Source organism: Oligoflexus sp. (assembly GCF_035638955.1).
Taxonomy (GTDB): Bacteria; Bdellovibrionota_B; Oligoflexia; order Oligoflexales; family Oligoflexaceae; genus Oligoflexus.
The window spans coordinates 1-19,086 of the sequence record NZ_DASQYZ010000482.1 but is presented as its reverse complement, the minus strand read 5'-3'; the positions used below and the strand labels follow the sequence as shown (position 1 = coordinate 19,086).

Below are 19,086 nucleotides of genomic sequence, written 5' to 3'. Positions count from 1 at the left end.
CTCGAAAGCCGGCCTACAGAACGTCACTCGTGATGGCATTCAACTCAATGCCGGTAACAACACGGGTAATATCATCACGCTCGGCAAAACGGAGGTGATGAAGGTCACCGCGGCGCGCGAGATGCAAACGTCTTCAAAGTCATCCTTCTTCAGCGGTGATATCCGCAATGCGCCTTCGGTTCGCCAGGATATCAAGGATATTATTCGCCGCGCGCCTGACGTGGTGGTGGATAACGGCCGCCTGAGCGTCGGCGGTGCCAACAATCGTTTCAACAGCATCACCATCGACGGTATGCGGCAGGACGATTCCTTTGGGTTGAATAGCAACGGTTACCCGACCCAAAGAAGCCCTATCTCCCTGCAAGCGGTTCAGGAAATTTCGGTGGAACGCTCTCCCTTTGATGTGCGTTATGGCAACTTTTTGGGCGGCGGAATCAACGTCGTGACCAAATCCGGTACGGATGAATTCGAAGGTTCCGTGTTCGTAACGCGCACGACCGATGGACTGACCGGTAAGAAATCCAAGGACAGAAGCTACAAAACTGATTTTGAAGAAAATCGCGTGGGTTTGACTTTGGGTGGACCGATCATCAAAGAAAAACTGCATTTCTTTGCCAATATTGAAGGTCTGACTTCGACGTCACCGGCATCGGCTGGCCCTGTGGGTTCGGGAAGGCCTTTTGAAGTCGAACGCGTCACTCTCGATGATGAGGCCACGGTGCAGGAAATCGCTGGTCGCGTTTACGGTTTTGATGCGGGTGAGTCGTCCAAAAGTTTGAAGGAAGAGGATCTCAAGGGCCTTCTTAAACTGGATTACGCTTTGAATAGTGATAACCGCCTGGAGTTCAAATATCAGAGATCGCAGGGCAATAACATCAGCAGCGGTTCCGCCACAGATAGAAGACTTTTCCTGTCGTCCAACTCCTACGATAAGTCGGACAAAATGGACAATCTGTCCTTGCGCCTTTTCTCGGATTGGTCCGAAGCACTTTCAACCAAAGTTGAAATCAGCAATAAGAAAGTGGTCACGGAACAAAAGCCTTTGAATGGCAATGACTTTATGGAAGCCGAAGTCAAAACTCCGGCTAATGGTTCGATCTTCCTTGGTCCTGACCAAAACCGCCACATGAACGAATTGGAGAACTCCAGTAATATACTTGCCGCTGAAGCCAATTACCTCATGGACGAGCATCTGATTACCGGTGGTGTCCAGCTTGAGCAAGTTGATATTTACAACCTCTTCGTTCCAGCCAGCAATGGGGCCGCGACTTATGATACTGCGGCAGCCTTTGAAGCCAGGACGCCATCACGCTTCTTGTACCGCAACGCGATCAGCGGCAATGTGAACGATGCAGCGGCGGACTGGAGCTACAATGTTTCTACCTTCTTTCTGCAGGATGAATGGCAGCTGACGCCTCGCTTGACAGCACGCGGCGGCGTACGAGCCGACCTTTACAGCGCCAACGGTGATATCGAACACAACGAAAATTTCGTCGATCGCTATGGCTTTAGCAACACCGAAGATATTTCCGGGAAACAGGCAATCCTGCCACGCCTCGGTCTCGCCTATAAAGCTACTGACGATCTACGTTTCCGGGGTGGTTTCGGGCTCTTCGGGGGTGGAACACCTGCGGTTTGGATTTCCAACAGCTATACCAACGATGGTGTAACCGTAGATGAAGTGGAGTTGACCGGTCCGAGTGCAGCCCAAGTCGCTGGTTTTGACGGTCGCAATATTCCGGCCAGTGTCACCTCGCAGCTGGCAAGTGATGGCAGTGTTGATGCTTTGGATCCCAGCTTCAAAATTCCTCAGTCTTATAAATTCCAAACTGGACTCGATTACAAATTTGATATCCCCGACGTCATGGACGATGTGATGTTCGATCTGAACTACACTTACACGCGCACCCGTTACGGCCTTCTGTGGAAGGATCTGCGTCGTGATAATCCGAGCTTTACTAATAACCTGCCGACAGCGGTGGGACCGGACGGCCGCGCAATTTACGACACCACTCCAGCCACCGCTACAGCGGGTACGGACTTCAACGCAAGTCGTGGCCAGGATATGCTGATGACCAACACGGATAAAGGTTATGGTCACACGGCGAGCATGAGTCTTTACAAGCGTTTCAACACGGGCTGGAATGTTTCGACCTCATATGCCTGGCAGGACGTGCAGGAAGTCAATCCAGGAACCAGCTCTGTTTCAACCAGTAACTATGGGATTGTTCCAATTCAATTCGACCCCAATAATCCTGGTCTGGATCGTTCCATCTACGAAACCAAACACCGCATTCTTTTCAGCACCGGTTATGAAACCAACTTTTTTGAAGATCTGATGTCGAGCGTGAACCTGATCTTCGAACGCCGCTCCGGTCAGCCTTACTCCTTCACTATGGGCGGCAACCGCGATACGCTCGCCCGCATGTACGGTGAAAGTTCAACGTTCTCCTTTCGGAATCGGATGCTCTTCTATGTGCCCAAAGGTGATGGCAGCGACGTGATCCTGGATGGAATCGCCGAAGAGGACCTGAACGCGTTTATCAATAAGTACGGTCTTAATAAATATCGTGGCAAGATTGCCCCGCGTAACGCCTTCTTCAGCGACTGGGTTCAGAAACTGGATATGCGCCTGGCTCAGGAACTGCCTGGGTATGGCGACACCGGCAAGGCTCGTCTGGTGCTGGATATCGAAAACCTGCCCAACTTTCTGAACAAAAATTGGGGCCAGGTGAAACAGGTCGATTTCCCCTATATGGCCGCCGTCTCAGAAGTCAGCTACGATGCAGCTTCAAATCGCTACATTTATAGCAAACTGCGCACAACCCAGCCTGATTCGGTTCGTCTCTTGGAATCGGTCTGGAAACTGCAAGTCGGCCTCTCTTACGATTTCTAATTCCTGATCTATCCTCCGCAAGGCTGCCCCCCGCAGCCTTGCCCTCTCATTTGACACCACGCTCCTCTCTCGCATAAAATTCATATCTAACATTCAATCACACATGAGAAGAGATTCATGACCATGCTTCGCCTTGCGTGGACGGCAGCCTTTGCGCTTTGCATGTCCTGCGCCGATGCCTTGCCGCCTGTGTCCACCCCTTCTGGTTATCCTGTGAGTCTATCCTATGCCTCCGCGCCCGTCATGATGCGTTCCGAGCAGCCCACTGAAGCTGATCTCACGACCTACCTGGAACAAAAAGTTCCAAACTGGGGAGCGAGACCGCAAAGTCGTGAGCTGCTTGCTTTCGCCATTCGAACGTTGGCTTTAGATTTTGATATCGATGCTCGACTTCTCACGGCTTTGATCGCTCAGGAATCAGCTTTCGATGCCCGGGCTGTTTCTCCCACCGGTGCAGTTGGCCTGACCCAACTCACCATCAGTGGGATCAGTGAATTCGTGGATCAGAGCGGAGCGACTTATGGGCATTTAGGCAACCGTACTTATGCTGGAAGTGGCACTGCTTATTTTCAGGAAGCCATTCAAAAACATTGGGCCAGCTTTCCTGTTGGCAAGCCGCTGGAAGACTTCCCCGCGCGGACCGCCTGGGCACGGTCGCTCAAGGAAAGAATTTTTTCACAGCCGGATCAATACGGAGCGCAAATCATAGCGGGAGCGACCATACTCAAGGCTGCTATCGCTCACGTCTGCACGCAAAGTTCACGCTGTACGCCTGCCACGATCGGACAGGCTGAATGGATTCGTGCGGGGCTCGAACGCTATAACGGTGACACCACGCCAAGGGCGGATGGAGAACAGGAAAAAGTTCATTACGCGAAGCAAATTATAAAGATGGTGGAGCAGATGCGTTTTTGAGTCATCCAACCAGCAAATAATCAATCCCCAGCCTCCCGCGTTAGGGGAGCGATGCCAAGAGCTGGGCGTCCATGGGAAGACGACTCAATACTGGTACTGCTTAAATGTTTGAAATATTATCAATATGTTAGGGACAAGGGAGAAGCGTCTCGGCCTTCCGGTGGCAGCATAGAACCAACGTGCTTTTGAGCTTTGTCATGAATAACACCGACAGCTGCATGAAAAACTTCGATCTCTCACTCAACCATCAGGCGGTGCTTGGGGCCTTTCTCTTAAGGCCAATAGCAATTCTTGTGAATTAAAGTTTATGTATATATGATGCTATTGTTTATATAAGACACGCCAAGGGATAGCCCAGCCGCTACACGCGGCCATTATAGCATAGTCCCGCTGCTGTCCAGGCATTTCTCGACTGTAATTTGTGGGGTACTGGACATTGCAGTTGTGTCGAGCCCACCATCAAACCGACTCTGATAGCGTTGTCCGAAGCTTTGATATCAGGGCAACGCTCATAAAAATTGAGATCAGTAATAACTTCAAGGTCTTGCTTAAGACACTATTTTTATTAGGTTAGAACGACATCTGTGCATCCTTTGGCCCTTTATTTCTATACGGTGACCTATAATGGATAATCTGGACGTTCCCAAACGCTTGAAGTACTTCAAGAATGTTATCCTCAATGATTGGACTGAACGTGTGCGGAAGGAAGTTTCAGCCGCCAGGAAACAGCAATCCCTCGCTTTGAAAGATCATCTGCCCGAATTTTTGGAAAACATGGTGAAGATTCTGGATACCGACGAGGATGTGGAGCAGGTCCTTGAAGGAGAAAAAATCGGTGAAGAGCACGGAAAGCAGCGTTTTAAGCTTGTAGGATATTCTCTGTCCCAGATCGTTAAAGAATATCATATTTTTCGCCAAACTGTTTTTTCGCATCTTTTACGTGAAGATGAGTACGACAGTACCGTTGTCCGTGTGGTCAATGCTGCAGTGGATCGCGGTATCTCCAACGCGGTCGAAGCCTTCGCTCAGGAAGAGCTGGCTGAAATCACAAACGCCGCAAAAGTTGAAGCTGCATCCTACCAGGACCACATTTCAAAACTGAACAGGGATCGCGAACTGAGGGATCAGTTTGTAGCGACACTCTCTCACGATTTGAGAAACCCGATTGGGTCCGCGGTCATGGCCCTTGAAATATTGATGGAGGAGAGTACAGTCAATGAAGACACTCAAGAACTGTTCGATATTATCTCGCGAAGTCTCAAGCGAAGCGAAATAATGTTGAGGGATCTGCTGGATGCAAACCGTATCAATTCCGGCTGGCAACTTCCTCTGAATGTCGAGGACGTGGAACTTGTTCAACTTTTAAAAGATTTAGTTTCCGATCTTTCAACGAAGTTCGGTCACCGTTTCCTGATTCGATCCGCTGCTACCGTAAGTGGTAGGTGGGACGCTGCAAATTTAAACCGGATGCTCGAAAACATCATTACAAATGCTGTGAAGTATGGTGATGGCAAACTACCGATCACAATAACCATTGACCAGGATAATATCGAAACAGAAATAAGGGTCCACAATTTCGGCAATCCTATTTCGCCTGATGATCAAGAGAAACTCTTTGATCCCTATACCCGCGCGAAGACCGCGGAAAAGAGTGGAAGCAACGGCTGGGGACTGGGTTTGACACTGGTTAAAGCTGTGGCCGAAGCTCACGGCGGAATAGTAACCGTAAAAAGTCTGAAGGATGATGGTACAACTTTTACCATAGTGATTCCAAATGCAGCTTCAAACAGCAGTCTGCCGAACGGGTCTGCCGCACTTTAATAGAAAGAGTCAATACGACACACTTTTCCCAGACGAGATGTCTGAGAACGATAATAATAAGCAGAGTCTTAAAAAAGCCTGGATTTCGGTCAAAGGAAGGGACTAATTTGAGCGGCCAGACTCAGATTTTCCCGGAGAGACCTTATGAAAATTATCGCCCTCGTCGCCGCCTTCAGCTTCTCGTACAGCAGCGCCAGCAGCAAACCCACGCCAGGCTCCGGTGTCATCAAAGAAGAAATTCGCAACCACAAGGACTTTAAAGCGATCTCGCTTGCCCAAAGCTTCACTGCGAAATTATCCCCGGGTCCGTTTCAAGTTCGCATGAAAGGCGATGACAACATCCTGCCTTTCATTGAAACCGAAGTGTCCAAGGGTGTCCTTCGAGTTCGGTATAAGGACGGCGTTGCCTTCAGGACCGAGACACCCATCGAACTTTTCATTCAGGCTCCCGTCATCGATTCCATTCATTTGTCAGGGGCCAGCAGCCTCACCGGAAACCTTGCTGCCAATGACGAGCTGGAAATTGATACTTCAGGCGGGAGTACCCTCGCGCTCGGCAAGGTCCAGGTGAAGAATCTCGACATCGATTCATCCGGCGCCAGCAAAGTCAGCCTTGAACAGTTCGATGGTAAATCTTTGACGATCGATTCGTCCGGCGGCTGCCTCGTGACTTTGGACAAGTTGAATGTGAAAAAACTTACTGTCGATGCCTCGGGTGCTTCCAACATAAATCTGGAAGGCACGAGCGAAAAAGTGGACATCGATGTTTCAGGCGGCACCACTGTGAGAGCCAATCGGCTGAAAGCAGAGGAAGTGGCTATTGAAGCGTCCGGTGCCAGTGATACCCAGCTGAAGGGTGCCATGGCTATCGCTGGTGATCTGACGGGTGGTTCCACGGTCCATGCGGCGAAATCCGCGCGTGTTGATATCAATAGCTCGAGAGCGGCACGAGTGATTCAGGATTAACGGAAGGGAAATCCAGCCTGGTAATGTCTGGTTTAATGTTCTGCATGTCTTTTCACCAGATTGATATAGGCAGCGTGGCTAAGGGGTTCACCTTCTCTGTTGAAATTGAAATAGTAGCTGCCCTGGACCTGCTGGCTTGCTGGTCCATCAGGAAAGAACAATTGAATTTTCTGATTATTGCTCTTGCTTTCGGGCTCGATAAAAACAGTCAGGACGGGACTTGCCTCGATGTGGATGCGGTCTCCGAGCAAACCGATCGAGTTACGCTCAGCCATGACGAGGCCGTCTTCGTCCACAATCCTGAACGTGAAGCTGCCTTCGAACCGCCGCTCCTTATTGATCGAGCCTTCTATCTCCAATGTAGCCGTGCCGACGGAGCGGCTATTCTTCCATTGAATGGTTCCTTCATACTTGCCCACGATCTGTTCGGCCACAGCTGGTAGCTGATCGATCGATGGATATTTGGCAAAGCTGGCGTCCGACGCCATGTCCAGGACGTGGCTGTCGAGAAACGAAACGCTGTCAGCAGGCAGAATAGTGATAGGTGTTTTGTCCTGAAGAACCCGCGCAGCATCGGGTTGCGTTCTGCTCCGTGGATTGGCGTCCCCTGCAGGCGTCTCTTCGGAAAATGTTTCATACTCCGCAGGCTGAATGTGATTAATGTTTGGGCTTCCGGCCCGCTGCGCATTCACTTTCGTCTGCGGCTTCTTTTCAGAAGCTTGGACGTCGTACTTTTCCTCAGAGGAATCGACTCCATCGTGCTCTCTCTTTCCCGCGCGCAGGTAGTACACGCCGAGCAGAATGAGAAATACTGCGATGAGACTGATCTTGCCTAAAAACAATGGTTTGTTATCCATCATATTCTCTCCTGCTGTCGAGCCAACTGCGTTGCCATAGTGGGGATCACAGCCTTCTTGATGTAAAGGCAGTGTTTACTCACGTCCAATGAACTCTTGTCGTTGAATCCTTCGATCTCGTTGAAAAGTCCGCATATTAAGCTTTTGGCGTTGAGCGACATAAAAAAAGCACTGGTCGTGAGACCAGTGCTTCGCATTCTCCAGCGCTAGCCGGATAAATTATTCGATTGTATCGTTACAACGATCGAGAACCAGCCTGCCTTCCAATTGTCTTAGATAGCGGTAGTAATCAAAGACATAAGACGTGTCAGCTTCAACGGCATAATCATTGGACCAATCCGAAGCAATGCCCGCCAGCATGTCAAATGTGAAGGGGTTGTCTGAACTCGAAGCAACCAGGTAATTGCCAGCAAACTCCACCACAGCAACGCTTGAATTCTGACCAAAGAACTTGGTTTTCATGGCTTCTTCACCGAAGGCTTTTTTCTTACGCTCATGAACCAGGTTTACAGCCTTGAGTCGCGACGAAACTGCATTTCCATTTTCATCGCGGCGAACATTGTGGTCCGAGTCAAATGATGGGAATGCACTCAGCTCGAAACCAGGAGCCAGGTATTTCTTCATTTGCTCACCCGAGACACATTTGAGGTCCGAACGGGAACGCAGTTCGTAATCTGAGCTGTAGACATAATTGGTCACGGTTTCAGCATACAGCATGCGACCGAAGTTGATGAAACCTTGGTACGCATCGGGTTGGGTCGTCAAATTCACTCTGAGAATCTTTTCAATGGCATCGGAATGCCCACGGAGACTCAGGAAGGAGAAAGGCGTCCCATAGTTATTGACCGAGTATGGTATCGTAGGGGCACTCAGCAGGAAGTAAGCGGCATAGAACTTGTCAGCCCCGATACCAATCGTCCGCAGCGAGCCATTCTTGGTTACATCATCCTGGAAAGGACGTTCGGCTTTGGACTGTTGAATCACGGCATGGAAGAATGCAGCCACCAGTGTGCCCGCCTGGTATTGATCCCGCTTGATGTCCCGACGGATTTCATCACGCTTCTCAACGCCAAAGGAATAATTGCTTAATTCCTTATCCATGGTGGAATCAAAGGTTTCGAAAGCAAAAGGCAGGAACTTACGCAATTGCATCATTGTGCCGAAGCGCGCAGATGAATAGCCTTGCGAGCTCCAATAAGCGCGATTGAATCGCTTGTTGGAAACTTCATAGCTGTTATCATAATTTTCAATCAGACTGAGAGCTACTTCAGACGGGGTCGAGCCCTCGTCATAAACGTTGCACATAGCATTCAACGTGCGATGTTCATCTGTACAGTACAGATAAATCGTGGCGTTTTTCTTGGCCAAATCGACTGCACCGCTGGAATACGCGAAGGCCAGAGCAGCTTCGTCGTATGTACCCCATTCGAAAGTCTCTTTGAGTTCATCCACAAGGTCGAGGTAGTCCATAACAGACGAACTCAGAATCTTCGAACGGATGGGCTCACCCTTTTCATCAACCAAAGGCTTGCCTTCACGATCGACAAGGGATTGATCCTTATGGAAGTTCTTCGCATCAACTGTACCCATAAAGTTATGACGAAGGTTCAGGTTGTGGCCGAACTCATGAATCGCGACGCGATAGAGGATGGAGTCAATGATCTGTGGAACGCTCATCCCCTTGACCAAACCACCGCCCAGACCTTGAGCCGATTCGTCAAGGTAATGAATTGTGTTCGCTTGGGAAACATTCTTGTAGAGGCGCTGACTTGCCTTCGCAAGTTGAACGCTCTCAACTTCTTTTGTAATGCTTGTCAGGTGTTCCAAAGACGAGTTCACTTCCATGCGATCCTGAAGGCGATCCAGATAGCGACGCTGATCCAGGTCGAAAGATGCTTCACTCATCGACGCGAACACTGCTGGTGGAGCCACCTTCGGAGCGATCGCTTTGTAGGTTTCCAATTTCTTGAGTATGTCGCGAGCCACGGTCAATTCTGGAGATTCGCGCTCATAAGGCAGCGAATAAAGACTATAAGGCGCAAAAGTATACTTCGGCAAAAGTGTGTGGAAAATCTGAGCAGCGTCGGTACTGAATTTTTTACTTCCATCTTCAGCGTCGACCGTCTTTAAGGGAACAGAAGTGTCTGTCCACTGAGCTGGACCTGTCTCTTCCCCGAGGATGGAGCTGATCTTGGAATACAAATCGCTGGACTTTTGATCAACGCGGGACTCGGCAGATTCGATGTTCGCCTTGATTCGCTCAATGTAATATCCGAGGCCTGACGTCCAGATGATGGAATTCGCGCCAATCAACTCGCCTGTGAAAGGGTTGGGATCCGAGGGGCCATATCCGAAGGGTGAACCCGCAGATTCTTCTTCAACGAATTTGATGAAGCTGTAACCAAGATCGCCAAACACGACGCCTTTTGGTGCATCTTCGACCTTGAAGCGCATCTTGATGCCATGCTTCTCCATCAGTTGATTCGTACGCGCCATCACCCCGAATTCAGGGTGATTGTAAATCCACTTCTTATCTTCTGGGAAACCAGGAGCGAAGTAGATCGTGTGGTCCTTCTCAGGATTCCACCGATTCATAAGGAAAACGTTTTCCAGACGATTGTTGTCGCCTTTCTTTTCGACGACACTTGTAAAATAACCGTATTTGTCAAACAGGGGATCTGTATCACCCGTATAGCGGTAAGGGGTATATCCCTCGTCCTTTGGCGCCGGTACAAAGGAATAGCGAACGCGGACGGTGTGAGTCGTCTGTTCGGACATTGAGCGTTGGATGTATGCCAGCCAGCACTCGCCTTTCAGCTTGTAGGTATAATCGACTTCAAAAGACATCCGAGTGTCGGCCACGCTCTGTGATTCGGGAACGAGACTTTTGGTCACGTTCTCGAAACAAGTATCTTGACCAGTGGTATCCATCAGGGTCAGAGCAGCCTCTGAGAAATCAACTTTGAAAAAACGCTTGTTGTTCCATTCAAGATAGTCGTTTTCCTCTTGGCGATTTGAAACTTTGCCACCGCTTTCAGTGAGGCGATACTCAGAATGCTCAACATCCCACGAGTAGATGGTTGAATCGAGCGTCTCTTTGTTCGCGGCATAGCTGGTGGCGCGAATGAATTTCAGTTTGTCTTTCGAGAACTCGAATTTGCCGGCCAGAATGCTGGACTGCAATCCAACGAATCCAAAGCCGCCTAGCGGGTCTGAGGAGACAATGGTTTCTTTTACAAGCCAAGTATCGTTGCTGGTCAGTGCAGCTTTTTCGAAACGGTTTTCATTGATGTCGGGAACTCGTTCCGTCGACCGAGTCTTCGCGCAGGACAATGCCAAGCCGATAATCGGTGCGCTTATAAGAATTTTGTTCATATGGATTCCTTATAGCTGATTAATCATTTTTCAGTTGATGACGTAAACCGTAAATCCGCTCAGCAAGCCTTCAGTGAAAGCCAAAGTCAACCCATGTCTCCGCGCCCCTTCTGGTGCCAGATGGAGTTCGGATGGAATACGGTTTGCGCCGTAACCAGGGGTTAAAAAGCGCCTGCAGTTCTTGACAGTGTCGTAAGCCTTTGCGAAATCGTCGCCGACCTTAAGGGTTTGCTTTTCGCTGGCGCAGGTGATCGAAAGAGCCGTTCCATTTGGAAATCCGCTCAGACCCAGGCCTTGAACTTCGACGGTAGACTTTGACTCAGACCGACCTTCAGTGCGTTTCCCCAAGATATCCAGACCTCTGGCATTCATGACGACATCATAGGTTCTGGAAACGACAGAGGTCCCGTCGGTGCCATTCAGCACGAGGCGCTCTGCGTACGTCGCATACTCAGTTGCTGCAGTTTCAGCACTGAAATCAAGCGCTGCATAGCGGAGGCTGCGATCGAAAGGATCCATATCCACAGTGCTGCCAATCCCAAGTCCTTCAACAACGACAGCACCATCGAGATTGACAGAATAGCCGGATGTGTCTTTTTTCATAACGCTTAGGCCAGCGTTATTGCTATGTACGTCTTCGCCAACGGCGCTGGTTGCGAAAAGCATCGCTTTTGAGGATTCAAAATAATAGACGCCGACTTCCAAACCACTCTTCAAGGTATCATCCGTATATATCGAGAAAGCCTTGATGAACGTTGACTTTTCTTCGAGCGAAAGGAATCCGGTTGGTACATATTCGACTACATTTTGTTGCGAATTTTTTGCGCTCTTCAAGACTGCATCGTAAGTCGCATTAAAGATGGTTTTACCAAAGCCAAGGCTTAAGTCAGCTTCACCAGGAAGTGGGTCGGATTCTTGTGCGACGTCATATACAGATTCGAATGTGACGTTGCTATTGGTTGTTGAAATTTGGACGGTGAATATCGACTCCTCGGTGCTTTTTGCGAGCCATTCGCCATACTGAGATTCAACCAAAGCCCGGAACGAACTTTGGAATGTCGCAGCAAGGTCTGCCTTGAGAGGAACCTGCACACAATTTTCTGTCGCCGCCGAGGACGGAACGACTGAAGCCAGCCAACGGGTTTGTTCTGCAGGCTTATCCGGAGACGCAACCAGGTTACCGTCAGCGGAGCTCGTCAAGAACGAAGTTTTGAGAGCGACAACTCGTGCCTCCTGACCTGTTGCTTCGGTATCGTTCTGCACCTTGCAAAGTTGGTACTGCAATTGATCTTGACCAGTACTCACAAAGCCGTTGAATGAATCACCTGTCGAGATTTCTGTCAATTTATCAGTGTCGAGTGGGGCCCTTGCGGCGCTGTCTTTGACCTGGCTGCGCGCGAAAGAAAATCCTACATCGTTGCTCAGACCTACACTGAAACGCGTGAGGGATCGACCAAAGTCACGTGGTTCGACACGGCTTTCCAGTTGACCTGCGGCCCGAATGTCAGCCCATGTAGAAGTTGCTGTTGCAAGAACAGGAGCTTCTGGAGTGCCGTCCTTGCGCATGATGCCACTCAAAAGGTCAAAAGTCCAAGGAGCCTCGTAGTCACCAGCATCAGGGGTGCGGCTGAGAACGCGAATCTCAAAGATCTTTTTTTCTGTCTTTGTCGGGTCATTCTGATAGAGGACCTGCGCTGCGTTGGTCAACAGGAGAAGACTCAAGCCATTGCCATTAATAGTCCGGCAAAGTCGACTTGCTGCACAGTCATCAACTGCGGGGTTGAAAGACTTATACATCTTTTTGAGCAAGGCGTCGTTGCCGCCTTCCGCATTGATAATGGGCGTAAGATCCGATCCAACTTTCAGACCGAACTCACTGATTGCACCAAGATACCCGTTACCCGCGAGCAGCATGGAAACCTTGTTCTTGGTGACACGGTCGTAAAAAATGAGGAACGATCCACCACCGTATACCGCAACTGGCCGCAAATTCGAGTCTGTGGTCACGTAATCCGGCTGGCCGATTTTCGTTTCAATGGCGGTACGGTCCATCGAGATATCCACGCCGGCCAAACCTGTTCCCAGTATGATCGGCGAATAAATGGCTTCAGATAACTTCTTGGCCTCCTCGGCTGGTGTCGGTTCCAAATACCAGCCGTCGATCAATCCTGCTCCACTATTGGTCGGAGCTGGAGGTACTACCGTTGGAGTGGGGTCAGCGCTCTTGTCAATTCGCTGATCACCAGGGGCCTGATACTGCTTTCGGCCTTTGGAACACCCGACGCCGAGTGCCAGGACCGCAAGTGCTGTGATGATCTTTTTGGAATCCATTCGTATCCTCCGAAAATAGCCTTTGGGTTCGTAATAATGTAACGGTCTAGAACTTTCTCGAAGCCGAGATATAGTATGAAGTTGTTTCAACGTCGTAGAGATTGACATTGACGACACCAAGCTGCTCAGCACGGTCGCCTTGACTATAGCCGATGCCAAATGATGTTTGAGGATCCATGGCATACCCTAACCCAATATCAAACAAATAGTCATGCTCGGGCGGATGTGAACCATACGGCGGATCTTCGTAATGCCTCTCAACCCACTGATTGGTCCCATCCAAAGACAAATCGTAAGGCAGTTTGACTGAAGCACTTAAGGTAACGCCCACGCGATATCGCACAAGCGATACACCGGCGTCGTCTTTGTCAAGCGTCTTGTACTGGTTTACGTGATAACGGAAAAACGGCGCGAGTGTAGCGCTGACAAGGCCAAACTCCCGAGTGGCGGATACAGTGGCACCTGCTACCGTTGTTACTTTTTGTTCTCGCGAAAATTTCGAAACCGGAAGCGTGGCTTCCGCACTCACACTTATACCAGTCTGAGCAGGACCCTCTTCTTTGGATACAACACTGCGGGTGACGTAAACGCTGGTGTCAGCGAGCTGGATCTCATCCTCTTCAGGGTCGACACGATACAGTTTGGAAAAACGTTGAACCACTCTCCAGCTGAGTACGTCGTTGAATTTGTACCTTACGATCGCGTCAAGTGTGGTGAGTGGATCCGTGTCGGTTTTCGCTCCCACGCTGTGAGCAAGTTTCACTTGATAAGCGAAACCAGGCTTTGATTGATCCTCCCCCTGCGAAAGTGCAGTATCGTCAGTCACAACATCAGACAGCTTCTCTTTGGACGCCTGTGGCTCCGGGGCTGCTTCTTGCGACGCAGATGAGGTGTCCTTGGTTGTTTCCGTTTGACCTTGGAGGGCCGAATGCTGCCCCATTAAAAGGCAGGCAAGGATCCAAAGGTACGCTTTCATTGGCCGCATTATTTTTTCCCCAGTTTCAAAATGACTGATATCCCTACTGGTTGATTTCGGTGCCTGTTGACCTTGCTACATTGCGCTCCTTGCAATCGAAACTAGAGACAAGTGGCACTAGTCCTATTAAATGGTCAACCAGCCAACTGATACCAAAATCCTACAGTTCATGCACGACTTATTTACATTTAATAAAATATCTTTTGACTTTATCTATAAAACACTGTGGCTTGAGTGTTGTACGTCACAATTTACAGTGTAATTTTGTACTAGATTATTGCTGGGGAAGTTAGTTCTCAATGCGTTTAGAGCCGTTTCACCAGTCAGCGATTACCGCTATTCTGGCGCAAATCCCTGCTGCGGCCAAAAGTCAACGTTAGCGTCACTTAACTCCGAAATAGGAGAATATAAGACGCAACTTTCAGAACCTTACGATGACTTTTCGCAACTTATAATTGAAGGCGGCGCGATTCATTGCGACCGCTGCACGGTAGGCGCGAGCATTGGCGGCAAGCCATGCCTGCTGAAGATAATGACTTACGATCTGGGGGCAGTTGGAGGTCGCGGCGCCACCGAGAGTTGAATAGAGCAGCGCCTGCTTCCATTCCTTCCCGACCCTATGAATAACACCGCCAACTGCGCTATGGCAGTTGGCACATAGACCAGTTATTGCTTTGTTGAAATATTCTTTTCCGACCCGTTCAAGCGCTTCCGTGAGCGGGACGTATAATGGCTTTGACCATGTTTTCCCAGGTATCAACATTCAGTATGAGACTTGTCGTCTGTTGGTGCTCCTCACCTACAATTTCTGTGGCCAAGCGCCTCGTGCACATCCTCGAGCCGGCATGAACCTCAAACCGCATGGGATAGATCCTGAATCGGGATCTGATCGAACAAAATATTCGGCAAAGTTATCACAAAAGAAAAAAGACAGAATTCTGAACCTTTCGCCGGATTTTCCACACGCAAGGAGATGCTGCCGCCCATGTCCTGAATAAATCGTCGCACCGCATCCATCCCCACACCGCGTCCCGATATTTCAGTCACTTGATCGGCAGTCGAGAAACCGGAATGGAAGATCAAGTCGGCCAGCACATTGATGTGGGCTTGATCCTTTTCCTCGAGAAGTCCACGAGCCAGACCAATCTCTCGGATTTTTTGCAGATTCAGACCACGGCCATCATCCGAATAAATCAAAGCAACTTGAGAGCCCCGGCGCTCCATTTCAATCCGTACGCAACCACGCCTCGCCTTCCCAGCAGCCGTCCGCTCCGCCACCGTCTCAAGCCCGTGATCCATCGTATTACGGAAAAGGTGGACGAAGACATTCCGAAACAGATCTTCGCCCTGGCTGCCCAGGCGAATGTCGTGCGAATAAATGTGAACCTGGGGCACTTCCTTTTGCAGATCCTTGGCGAGAATCGGAAGACAGGCTGCAATTTCCTCCAGAACCTCCTTTGCATCCCGGAAGATCTTGTAATGGAAGAGCGCCTTCACCTGGTCAATCCCATGGGTGACTTCCACGGGCAGAGCATGGTTCATCGCGGATCGACACAGCTCCTGATAAACCGATTCGATTTGTTCGATCCGAAATTCCACCATATGGCTATGGTCGATGCTGCGACCAAGCTTTTCCTCCGCAATCCTTTCATAGAAAGTAACAATATTGAGGGCGTCATCCAGATCCTTTTTCATCCTTTCGACATTCCAGGGCGTATTGCGATTGGCCTGAAGATGAGCATAATACTGCTCGACTTCATGAAAGATCCCGGACATTTTTTTCAAACAAAGCGAGCGGGCCGAACCCTTGATGGTATGCATATTGATAAAGAGCATTTTCAACACTTCAAGATTGCGCTTTGGAACACCCTGGGACCGCATGAGTTTGACATTTTCCTGAATCATGCCGCGGCAGGATTGAATGAAACGCAGGAACTTGGCCGTGGGGATAGCCAGGATTTCACCCAGAAACTCCAGTTCCTCCTTCTGATCGCGAGTCAGATCCTGCAGCTTGCGCAGCTCGGTGACATCGCGCATGGTGACCAGGACTTTTTCCACCTGCTGCCCCGAACCTTCTATGACATTCCACGTCAGATCAAAAATTTCCTGACTGCCTTCGGGTTTGGTCCGCCTCAGTTCCAGGGGGAGGGCTCCGCTATTCATATCAAAATTCAGACGTTCTTCGCCCAGCGAGGCTTCGAGACAGCTTTGCGCCTGACTTCGCTCATCAGAATTCAGGTGACTGGCCGAGAAGATAAGGTCGGTCGCGTGCGCATGCTCCAGATCCTTTCCCTGGAAAATTTCACGCAAATATCGCGAATGGTAGCGATGGATCTTATGATCCGCCTTGATCATGAAGATTCCCAGAGGGATGTGTTCCATGATGGAACTCAAATCACGGGTCTTTTCGGCTACGAGACGTTCAAGGTTTTGATTGCTCTCCTCCAATCGGTTCTTGAAATGGTTAATCTGATCGGCAAGCCCCAGCGAGATAATGAGCATCTCAAAGCAAAGGCCAATGTTCAGTGAATTTTCCGTCAGGACACTGCGGGCAATGGTTCCATACTCAGCCAGGACCCAAACAAGACTGGCCGCTGCCAGGCCGAACCATCCAAGGACATAGAATCGCATGATGCGGTGCTTCCGCGGCGAATAAAGATAAATCATGGAAAGGCCAAAGACGGCAATAAGGAGCAGATTGAAATCGGTCACATAAAGGACCTGCTTGGAAAAACCGCAAAGCAGCAGGGTCCCGCCTATCAATCCGATAGCCGTCGTGATGTGAAGCAGGCGGCTGAGAACAGGGTAGGATGCTTTGATATTCAGATAAGCCTGCGCGAAAATGATCGCCGTTGCGACAGCGAAATTCCCGAAAGCCGGCGCCAGGTAATTCCACTTATCGATGCCGAAGAGAGGGAAGGAAAGCCCGTTCAAAAGGAAGATGTCTGCGAAAAGGCAGGAAGCAGCCAGAGTGTGAAGAAGAAAAACAGCATCGCGCGTAAGGATGTAAAGGCCAATATTAAAGACGAGCAGACCAGCGATCACACCGAAGAGAACCAGGACGGCAGCAAGGGCATCATCCGCTTTTTTTTCAGCTCCAGGATCGACGGGTTCCAGCTGCAGGCTCAGTTCGTCCTGAAGACTGAATTGCATTTTTAACAGGACCGAAACTTCCTGCTGAGGTGCCAGCGTGAGGCCCAGTGCGGGCAGCCGAGCTTGCAAACGCGAAGCCTCGACGAGCACAGGTGAAAGGGAAAAAACAAAATATTCGAAGTGCTTAAGAACCCTGTTATTGACAAAAACCTGCGCGGATTTTCGTTCGCTCGCGCTGTTGCGCAGGGTGAATTGAACCCAGTAAAAACCGTTATGGTAGCCACCCTGCATCAGGTCCTTGGCATTCTGTCCGATTTCGGGCATGTCGTGGGATATCGCCTCGGGAGCGCGTTCACCGCCAGTATCGAGGAAGGCCGAGGCCTTATCGGTGATATCCACTTTTGCATGTAAGGCTGCGAGATCGAGAGCAGCCATAGGTTGCGCCATCACATTCCTGGTCGAGAAACTTTGCACGAACAGCAAGAGAATCATGAGGAAACGCATGGATATTCACCCGAGGGAAGGGTTTCTTGGGCTCAATACATCATTCATGATACCGCAATGGGGGTGACGCGGGAAGGAACGGATCCTTAACGCGTTTCAGCATGATTTCCAAGCGCTTGAACAAGACTACGGTAATCATCCGGATCATTGTAAATCTGTGCTGATATCCGCACGACCCTTTGCGGCAACGCAGGGAATGGAAAGATGGGAACCTCAATGCCATTTTTGAGAAAAAGCGCGTTCTGAAGAGGGTCAATCAGGAGAGAATCTGAGTGCGTATCGTCATGCGCGAGGGGGAGCGGGACAGTAGCGAGGGAACCGATCATACTCTCCGGCGCGGGTGGCTCGCAACCCAACCCTTGGCACAGCAAATGTCGACCGGCCAGCACCATCTGCCGGTTATGCTCGGCCAATTCCTTGAGGCCACCAGGCAAAAGCGTGGAGAGGAAACGAATGGCCTCGGGAAGGACAAGAAAAGGCGTGGGATCTGTGGTTCCTGTCCAATCAAACTCAAGCTGGAAACGGGAACGGTCCTTGCGGGAACTATTGGCTCCATGACTGATCGAAAGCGGACGCATGCTGTGCTGTTTATCAGGACGTACATAGAGAAACGCAGCTCCTTTAGGAGCACACATCCACTTGTGGCAATTGCCGGTATAATAAGCTGCCCCAAGGGTCTGGAGATCGAGGGAAACCATACCCGGGGCATGAGCCCCGTCAACCAGCGTATCGATCCCAAGGCGATTGAGTTCACCGACGATCCTTTCGACTGGAAAAATCAGCCCTGTTTGACTCGTCACATGATCGATAAGGACAAGCCGTGTCCGCGAACTCCTGTGCGAAAGAATGGCTTCGATGACCTCATCGGGCGAGGCGATAGGAAACGGAACATCAGCGACGACCACGCGCGCTCCTGCCCTTGCTGTGGCGAAGTCCAACGCATTGCGACACGCGTTGTACGTGTGATTCGTGGTGATGACTTCGTCCCCGGGCGCGAGATCAATCGATCGCAGAACCGTATTCACACCTGCCGTTGCATTGGAGACGCTGGCTATATCCTTGACATGCGCACCGATCAGAAGTGCAAGCGCGGCACAGGCTTCCCCATGAAGGGTTTCGAGTTCTCGAACGAAGAAACGCACAGGCTCGCTCTCCATGCGGGCACGCAGCCGGCTTTGCGCTTCAAGCACAACGCGCGGACAGGCCCCGAAGGAACCGTGATTCAAAAAGATGATCGCGGGATCGAGCGTCCAGAAGGGCTTGACGCGCATGGCATGCGATGAGGGAAAATCATGGAAGGACATACGGTGTTCTCTTCTTAAGAAAAACGAAAGGACTTCAGTCGCAGCGGC

General features: G+C 50.2%; 10 protein-coding genes. 4 read left to right on the top strand and 6 right to left on the bottom strand.

The genetic code is table 11. The features are described 5' to 3' along the window. The 4 genes from VE954_RS38995 to VE954_RS38980 all read left to right on the top strand — a co-directional run. A partial coding sequence (locus VE954_RS38995; protein WP_324963392.1) for a TonB-dependent receptor plug domain-containing protein occupies window positions 1-2,896 on the top strand: 2,896 nt, incomplete at its 5' end. A gap of 117 nt (window positions 2,897-3,013) precedes the next feature. Next, window positions 3,014-3,811, top strand: coding sequence for a transglycosylase SLT domain-containing protein (locus VE954_RS38990; RefSeq protein WP_324963390.1), 798 nt, complete (start codon window positions 3,014-3,016; stop codon window positions 3,809-3,811). A 624-nt stretch (window positions 3,812-4,435) separates the two neighbouring features. Then, window positions 4,436-5,632, top strand: coding sequence for a sensor histidine kinase (locus VE954_RS38985; RefSeq protein WP_324963388.1), 1,197 nt, complete (start codon window positions 4,436-4,438; stop codon window positions 5,630-5,632). A gap of 144 nt (window positions 5,633-5,776) precedes the next feature. Beyond that, window positions 5,777-6,598, top strand: coding sequence for a GIN domain-containing protein (locus tag VE954_RS38980; protein WP_324963386.1), 822 nt, complete (start codon window positions 5,777-5,779; stop codon window positions 6,596-6,598). Window positions 6,599-6,630: 32 nt separating this feature from the next. Here the strand turns inward: VE954_RS38980 and VE954_RS38975 are convergent, their stop codons facing one another. The 6 genes from VE954_RS38975 to VE954_RS38950 all read right to left on the bottom strand — a co-directional run bounded on the left by VE954_RS38975 (window position 6,631) and on the right by VE954_RS38950 (window position 19,038). Beyond that, complete coding sequence (locus VE954_RS38975; protein WP_324963384.1) at window positions 6,631-7,458, bottom strand: hypothetical protein; 828 nt, start codon at window positions 7,456-7,458, stop codon at window positions 6,631-6,633. 216 nt (window positions 7,459-7,674) lie between these two features. After that, window positions 7,675-10,830 carry a hypothetical protein gene (locus VE954_RS38970; RefSeq protein ID WP_324963382.1) on the bottom strand — a complete coding sequence of 1,052 codons (3,156 nt, stop codon included), beginning with the start codon at window positions 10,828-10,830 and terminating at the stop codon, window positions 7,675-7,677. A 30-nt stretch (window positions 10,831-10,860) separates the two neighbouring features. Then, entirely contained in the window at window positions 10,861-13,161 is a 2,301-nt protein-coding gene (locus VE954_RS38965) for a hypothetical protein (RefSeq protein ID WP_324963380.1), read from the bottom strand. Between the two features lie 46 nt (window positions 13,162-13,207). Next, complete coding sequence (locus VE954_RS38960) at window positions 13,208-14,146, bottom strand: hypothetical protein (protein WP_324963378.1); 939 nt, start codon at window positions 14,144-14,146, stop codon at window positions 13,208-13,210. A gap of 843 nt (window positions 14,147-14,989) precedes the next feature. Continuing rightward, a complete protein-coding gene (locus VE954_RS38955; protein WP_324963376.1) occupies window positions 14,990-17,734 on the bottom strand; it encodes a 7TM diverse intracellular signaling domain-containing protein in 2,745 nt (914 codons plus the stop codon). Window positions 17,735-17,820: 86 nt separating this feature from the next. Further along, on the bottom strand, window positions 17,821-19,038 hold the full coding sequence (locus VE954_RS38950; protein ID WP_414699075.1) for an aminotransferase class V-fold PLP-dependent enzyme: 1,218 nt from the start codon (window positions 19,036-19,038) through the stop codon (window positions 17,821-17,823). Window positions 19,039-19,086 lie beyond the last annotated feature (48 nt).